The sequence below is a fragment of the Acinetobacter sp. Root1280 genome (assembly GCF_001425285.1).
GTDB lineage: Bacteria > Pseudomonadota > Gammaproteobacteria > Pseudomonadales > Moraxellaceae > Acinetobacter > Acinetobacter guillouiae.
This window is the reverse complement of sequence record NZ_LMED01000002.1, coordinates 121,888-129,436: the sequence shown is the minus strand read 5'-3', so window position 1 is coordinate 129,436 and position 7,549 is coordinate 121,888. Positions and strand designations below refer to the sequence as shown.

Sequence of the window (7,549 nt, the reverse complement as noted above, 5' to 3'; positions counted from 1 at the left end):
AAGACTTTCAAAATCCTTGCAGAGCGTTATCGAAATAGAGGGAAAAGACTTGGCTTAAGGTTCAATTTGATTGCAGGTATTTATAATTTAGAACTGAGTAAAAAGTGAGTTATGAAAGAAGTCTATTGTTTTAAAGAGAAAAAGATGATTTGGATTTTTGGTCAATGATTATTCGGTGCATTTTACAATGAGTGAAGAGCTTTGAATTATGCGAAGAGTAAAGCTCTTAGGTGAGGGCTTTATTGCGATTTAATGGTAAAGCCTCATAAGTATTAGTAAAGATTTCTTTCTTTAAGAAAGTTTTGAATTGGGTAATATAATCTACATAAAAGGATTGTTATAAAAGAGAAGAATAACCAATCTAGTTTAAAAACCCCACCATTTGAAAAATTATAGGTCTGCATAGCTATTTGAATAATAAACAATATGCTGAAGAACATAATTCCTCGTTTGGTAATCTTAAGTTGATTAGGAGTCATGTTTTTTCCTATTTATGGGATATACCTATTTTTTAAATTATAACTAATAAAAATAAGAATAGCATTTGCGTATCGTGTATATAAAATTGAGTTTTAATAAAAAAAGCCCACCTAAGTGAGCAATACTGGACATCATTTCTAGTTATTGACCATTCTCTTCAATGGTCAAATTCAGTATATCTTGTTTTATTTTGGATAAAAACGCAGCAAAACGGTTGGTTATATTCGATCCTAGTTTTAAACTAGCCTCATAATCTCTGTGGATCTTTGGTAAAGGTATAGTGATTTCCACTACACCTGATACTCACAATTTGAGTATCTGAAGATAACCACACTAAAAGTGTAGTCAATAAGGGTATGTTAATTGTGCGCACTCTTTCAACATAGGAACCAATATTCACCATCATCAACACTGACCTACTCAAGATTGGTTAGTGACAAGTATATCCAAGAGTAAATACACCCAAAATCTGCATTGTAATTTCCACAACATAGGTGTCATTCAACAATTGGGAAAATCACCATAGCTGGATTTTTAGCTGATTATATTCAGATTGGTCTAGAAATCTGAGTTTGTAAAAGTAGACCCATAGTAGACCAAAAATAGACCGCTAAATATTTCCAAATATTGCTTATTAAAGTTGAATTTATATAACCTATTGAATCTATTAGTTTAATGTTTTGTTTGTTAGTTCTTATTATTGCTTGATATTGTTAGATTCTATATAAGTTTTAGAGTTTGGAATTCGAATTTATTGCTCATGTTGCTATGCATTCCTACGATTGACTAATTAAAGCTCGTTTGTAAGAAGATCAACTCTTGGTATGATCAATTTAGTTGTCGGCTTATTCAACAGAAGATTATGTTGAATAAGCCGTTTAAATAACTTTGTACAACAAAGCATCTTAAATTCTAAAAAGTAGGTGGCATATACGTTAAAGTACGACCAAGAATCCACAATAAGAATAAAACCAAGGGTAAATGGAAGACAAGCTGAGTAACTGTAAATCCAATAACATCTTTGGCTTTTAACTTTAAAATTCCCAGCATGGGTAACATAAAGAAAGGATTAATTAAATTGGGTAAAGCTTCTGCTGCATTATAAATCTGAACAGACCAGCCTAAATGTACTTTTAAATCGTGTGCAGCCTGCATGACATAAGGTGCTTCAATAATCCACTTACCACCCCCAGATGGAATGAAAAAGCCTAAAATAGCCGAATATAACCCCATAACAATTGCGAAAGTTTCTTTGGATGCAATCGATACAAAAAATTCAGCAATATAATGAGATAGAGATAAATCCTGTGCGTTCATTGCACTTGTCATGATAAAAGCAATACTTCCATAGAGTGGAAATTGGATCAGTACGCCAGAAACCGCAGGGACTGCTTTAGAAACTGCATTTAAAAAATTTCGAGGTGTTCCGTGTAAAGCAATACCCAGCATTAGGAAGATAAAGTTGTAAGTGTTTAAACTGGAAATCGCAATAATCGGATTGCTTTTTGTAAACTCATTAAACATCCAGATTAGGCCTAAAACCACAATTAAAATACTGAGAATTGGAGAGTTTTCCAGCCAATCACCTGGGCGTTTTTTACTTTGAACTTCGGTCTTTTCATCTTCAAAATGAATATCAAATTCATCAATGGTTTTTATACTATTGCCTTTAGGTGCAGACCAGAATGCAATGGCAATTGATACAATAATCAATACGGCAGTCATAATCATAGACTGTGGTAAAAAGATCGTTTCAGTAAAAGGAATAATACCAGTTAAATTATAAAGTGGTTCTGGTAAGCTCGCTTTGTTTGCCTGTAACTGGGCAGCGGAAGAACTAATACCCAATGCCCAAGTTGCTCCCATACCAATAATAGCGGCTGCGGCAGCTGCACGATAATCCATATTCAGCTCTTTACGCTTGGATAATGCAATCACCAAAAGGGCAGTTAAAACTGTACTCATGGCCCAGTTAATCAGTGAAATCAACAGACTGACGGTCGCTACAAAAACAATAGCATTTCTTCCAGATGTTGGAATCTGAGCCATTTTTTGAATCAGCATTTCGACGGGTTTAGATACTGAAACCACATAACCAACGACAATCAACATACACATTTGCATCGTAAATGGAATCAAACTCCAGAAACCATTGCCAAATGAAATTGCGACATCTTGAACAGAAGCTCCTATTCCAATCGCAGCTATGGCGACAATGATGACGCCTAGCAGGGCAAAAATATAGGAATCAGGAAACCATTTTTCTGACCAATCACTGACTTTTATTGCAAATTTTTGTAATATATTCTGAGTGTTATCCATATTTAAATATCCTATTTATTCGATTATGAAACCAGTACATCCATGTTGAAAATATTGATTTTCGGGCGATAACGATCAATATCAGTGAGTTTGAATATTTGTATAAAAGACTCTCGAATGAGCTTTAGGTATATGCACTGTTAAATTTTTTCTAAACTCACATTCCATGCAAGTTCACTCAATTTGATTCCTTTTTTGTGTTGCTCAGTCAAAACTAGCAACTGTCCTTTTATTAAGTTATTAACATTGAATTGGCTTTTTTATAAGTTTAAAGTTTTAAACGTACAATAAGAAAAACTCATTAATCAAAAGAGTATGTCAATCTGCATTTGCAGGGTGAAATAAAAGATGGCAATTGAATATCCGTTCTATATTTCATAATTTCAACACTCGACGAAACCCGTTCATTCCAAAATTATTTTTTTGTAATTGTTTAAATAAGCAGCATAGCTATATGATGCTTTGGTGTTTTTATCTTTGAACTACCTTACTAACAGCCAATTGAGTGTAGGAATTTTTATTAAGTTCTGAGTAAAAAGGATGTATCGAAGAAGATTTTATAAAATAATAAAATTAAATATTAACAATAACTTATTTGTTTTGAATAGCAAATTTTTAATAAGATCAATGCAATTAAATAAGCCTTTTAAAACCAACAAAAGTTTTTATTAAGTTTTAGTTAAAATAATATGTAATATCTCTTTACTATGGCTACAATCTTTTGTGTTCTTTTTATTGCAAATGATAATTCTTATCATTCATATTTAGGTGTTTTATTTATTTTCAACTGTTTATGTCGTCCATCTACTGGAATTCTATTTATGAGTAAATTTAACCTTCGTCCTATTTCAATTGCACTTTTAGGAATTACAACAACTTCAGCGTTTGCAAATAGCAAGACAGAATCTGCTACACAACAACTTTCAACAATTGTTGTTTCTGCAGCAGGTTATGAGCAAAAACTAAAAGATGCGCCGGCAAGTATTACTGTGATCACCGCACAAGATCTAAAAGATAAACGTATAAACTCAATTGCAGATGCTTTAGTTGATGTTGAGGGGGTTGATATTAGCCCTGGTGGTGGGAAAACTGGCGGTTTAAATATACGTATCCGAGGGATGGATTCTGAGTATTCCCTTGTATTGATTGATGGTCGTCGTCAGAACAGTACTGGGGATATCGCACCAAATGCTTTTGGTGAGTCAAATAATAGTTTTATTCCTCCAGTTTCAGCAATTGAACGAATCGAAGTGATTCGAGGACCTGCTTCTACATTGTATGGTTCTGATGCTATTGGTGGTGTTGTCAATATTATTACAAAAAAAGTTTCAAATGAATGGACAGGCTCCATCACATTAGAAGGGACTTTACTTCCAAACAGTTCTGATTTTGGTAATCAACGTGCTGCTGATGGATTTATTACTGGTCCAATTATTAAGGATTTGTTGGGAGTGCAACTTCGCGCACGAAAGGCTCAACGGAGTCAATCCAATGTGGGTTATCTCGATGTAAATGATAATTCAGTAGAGTTGAACATGGGGAATAACCCAACCAAATCAGATTTAGAAACAATTGGTGCTCGTTTAACACTTACCCCAACAAAGCAACATGACCTCTCCGTAGAATATGAAAAAACTGAGCAATGGTACGATAACAGTAAGAGTCAACTTGGTACGCTTGGTGCAAATGGTGGTTATGATAAAACAAAAGAGTTTAATCGAGATCGGCTAGTACTTGCACATACATGGCGCAATAAAATAGGGACCTTGGAATCAAGTATAAGTAATATTCAAACCGAAACCATTGGTCGACTTATTCCATCGCGTGCTCAAGCAGGTTCAAGTGTGATTACCCCACGTCTTTTAGAAAGTGAGGATATGATTTTTGATACTAAATTGGCGACTCAATATTTTAAAGGGCACAATATTACCCTTGGTGGGCAATGGTGGGATGCAAGTATTAAAGACGGATTAAGGGTAAATAAGGAGGTGTCGTTTCAGCAATTGGGTCTTTTTGCTGAAGATACGTGGGCACTTACTCCTGATCTAGCTTTGACCATGGGTTTACGTTTTGACAACCATGATACATTTGGTAGTTTTTGGACACCTAGAGCATATTTAGTTTGGAATGCAAATGACAATTGGACGTTTAAAGGTGGTTATAGCGAGGGCTATAAAGCGCCACGCTTAGAGCGCCTGACCAATGGAATTTATAATGTTGGTGGACAGGGGCGGACTCCTCTTTTTGGTAGTCCAAATTTAAAACCTGAAACAAGTAATAACTTTGAACTGGGTACTTATTTTAATAACGGTTCTAATTTTGATGCTAACATCACAGCATTTTTTAGTCAGATTCAAGATAAAATAGTCAATGGACCAGTGGAGAGAACCTGTGATGCCAAGGACGCTAAGGTAAAAGCAGATTGTGAAAAATTCATGGCTAGTCTTGGTACACCATGGTTAATGCAATCTGGAGATACTGACAAACGCGCTTGGAATGTTACTCGCCCGATCAATGCTCGAGAAGCAGAAATCTATGGTGTTGAAACCGGCTTAAATTGGGAGTTTGTACCGACTTGGAAATTTGGTTTGAATTATACATGGACAGTGGCAGAAATTAAGGACAAAAAGAATGGTAATCCGCCTTTAAACGATACACCTAAACATATGGTCAATGCATCATTAAAATGGCAAGCGGATGATAAAATTCAATTATGGGCGCGAGGCGAATACCGGAGTGAACGTGCGCGTTTCACACCAGACTACTATAATAGTCTACCTGTAGTTAACCAAGAAGTTTATGATGCATTAGGTGATTTTAAAGCATATGGTTTGATGCATATGGGATCAAATTTTAATGTCAATAATCAGTGGGATATTGGTGTTGGTTTATATAATGTTTTTGATAAAAACTTTGTTGATTATCAGAAAGTAGGCGCAGATTATTACAATCGATATAAAAATACTCAAGAGGGACGCCGTGTTCAATTGAGCACAACGTTTAAATTCTAATAAAACCCATCTTCGATTAGCATTATAAAAGCCCTATTTGTATAGGGCTTTTATATATAAAATCATAAGAGAAACAAGGGAATATTCAATATTCCCTTGAGTTGATTATTTTGGTTCAGGTGGCGTCATCCCAAACTGTAAATAGGCCTGGTTGGTTGCAATACGCCCACGAGCGGTACGCATAGCATAACCTTGCTGAATCAAATAGGGTTCAATCACATCTTCTAGCGTGCCTGAATCTTCAGCCATTGCTGCGGCCAAAGCTTCAACACCAGCAGGGCCGCCATCAAAACGTTCTAATAACATCGATAAATAACGACGGTCTAAAGTATCTAAACCATCTTTATCAACATTTAACATATCCAATGCACGTTGTGCCATGTGTTGAGTGACTTCACCCGTGCCTTTAACTTGTGCATAGTCACGAACACGACGTAACAAACGGTTAGCAATACGGGGAGTACCACGTGCACGACGAGCAATTTCTTTTGCACCATCTGCTGTTGTGGGAACATTCATTAATGATGCTGAACGTGCAACAATATGAGTCAAATCTTCGACTGAATAAAACTCTAAACGTTGCACAATTCCAAAACGATCACGCAAAGGTGAGGTAAGTAGACCTGCACGTGTTGTCGCAGCAACCAAGGTAAATGGTGGTAAATCCAATTTTATCGAACGTGCACCAGGCCCCTCACCAATCATGATATCGAGTTGGTAATCTTCCATCGCGGGATAAAGAATTTCTTCAATTACTGGAGAGAGGCGATGAATTTCATCGATAAATAGCACATCACCTTCTTCCAGATTGGTCAGCATTGCAGCCAAATCACCTGCACGTTCCAGTACTGGACCAGAAGTAGATTTAAGGTTCCCTCCCATTTCACGGGCAATAATATTGGCCAATGTGGTTTTACCTAAACCGGGTGGGCCAAAGATCAAGGTATGATCAAGTGCTTCACCACGACCACGAGCAGCACCAATGAAAATTTCCATTTGCTCTCGTACAACAGGTTGGCCTATATAGTCATCCAAAGAGGTTGGACGAATGGCACGATCAAAATGATCTTCGGGTTTTTCAGCACCACTGATTAAACGGTCTTGCATGAGTGTCTTAATCTGTCTTATTTATTCATGGATTTAAGTGCAGCACGGATAATGTCGCTTGCTTCAGTATAGTCTGCTTTCACGGCATTAATCAGTTTTTGTGCTTCCAAAGGTTTATAACCTAAAGATTGCAATGCCGCTTCAGCTTCTGCAACAGCAGAATTGCCCGTAAATTGTATTTGAGTTGAAGTCGAATTACTCGGTGTGGTACCTGTAGCAAAGGCTTTAAAGCGATCACGAAGTTCAATCATTAAACGTTCGGCTGTTTTCGCACCAACGCCAGGGACTTTAACTAAGGTTTTAACATCACCATTCTCAACAGTGTGTACCAACATTTCGACACTGAGTGTAGATAGAATACCTAAAGCCATTTTAGGACCGACACCATTCACTTTTAGCAGGGTGCGAAAGATGGTTTTTTCTTGAGCATTAGAGAAGCCATATAGCAATTGAGCATCTTCACGGACGGCTAAATGTGTCCATAGGGTAACTTTTTGACCTTTTTGTAATTGGCAAAATGTTGAGAGTGGGGTATCGATCTCATAACCCACACCATTTACATTTAAAAGTACGGTAGGTGCTTCTAAAGCTAAGACTTCACCAATAAGACATCCGATCATTGAGTTTGT

Annotated in this window: 4 protein-coding genes and 1 pseudogene; 2 read left to right on the top strand and 3 right to left on the bottom strand. The window is 36.5% G+C overall.

Going from position 1 to position 7,549, the window contains the following annotated elements:
* Positions 1-108 (top strand): annotated as a pseudogene (locus tag ASC84_RS22130) (IS5/IS1182 family transposase); the annotation flags it as partial.
* A 1,284-nt stretch (positions 109-1,392) separates the two neighbouring features.
* Here ASC84_RS22130 and ASC84_RS04310 read toward each other — a convergent pair.
* Positions 1,393-2,802 (bottom strand): short-chain fatty acid transporter, encoded by a 1,410-nt coding sequence (locus ASC84_RS04310; protein WP_004822659.1) that lies wholly within the window; start codon positions 2,800-2,802, stop codon positions 1,393-1,395.
* An 821-nt stretch (positions 2,803-3,623) separates the two neighbouring features.
* Here ASC84_RS04310 and ASC84_RS04305 point away from each other — a divergent pair.
* Positions 3,624-5,813 carry a TonB-dependent receptor gene (locus ASC84_RS04305; RefSeq protein ID WP_056512100.1) on the top strand — a complete coding sequence of 730 codons (2,190 nt, stop codon included), beginning with the start codon at positions 3,624-3,626 and terminating at the stop codon, positions 5,811-5,813.
* A 105-nt stretch (positions 5,814-5,918) separates the two neighbouring features.
* On the opposite strand, the gene ruvB is transcribed toward ASC84_RS04305, so the two are convergent.
* Both ruvB and ruvA read right to left on the bottom strand, forming a co-directional pair.
* Positions 5,919-6,920 (bottom strand): Holliday junction branch migration DNA helicase RuvB, encoded by a 1,002-nt coding sequence (gene ruvB / locus ASC84_RS04300; protein ID WP_004724408.1) that lies wholly within the window; start codon positions 6,918-6,920, stop codon positions 5,919-5,921.
* Between the two features lie 17 nt (positions 6,921-6,937).
* Positions 6,938-7,540 carry a Holliday junction branch migration protein RuvA gene (ruvA, locus tag ASC84_RS04295; RefSeq protein ID WP_004724404.1) on the bottom strand — a complete coding sequence of 201 codons (603 nt, stop codon included), beginning with the start codon at positions 7,538-7,540 and terminating at the stop codon, positions 6,938-6,940.
* Positions 7,541-7,549 lie beyond the last annotated feature (9 nt).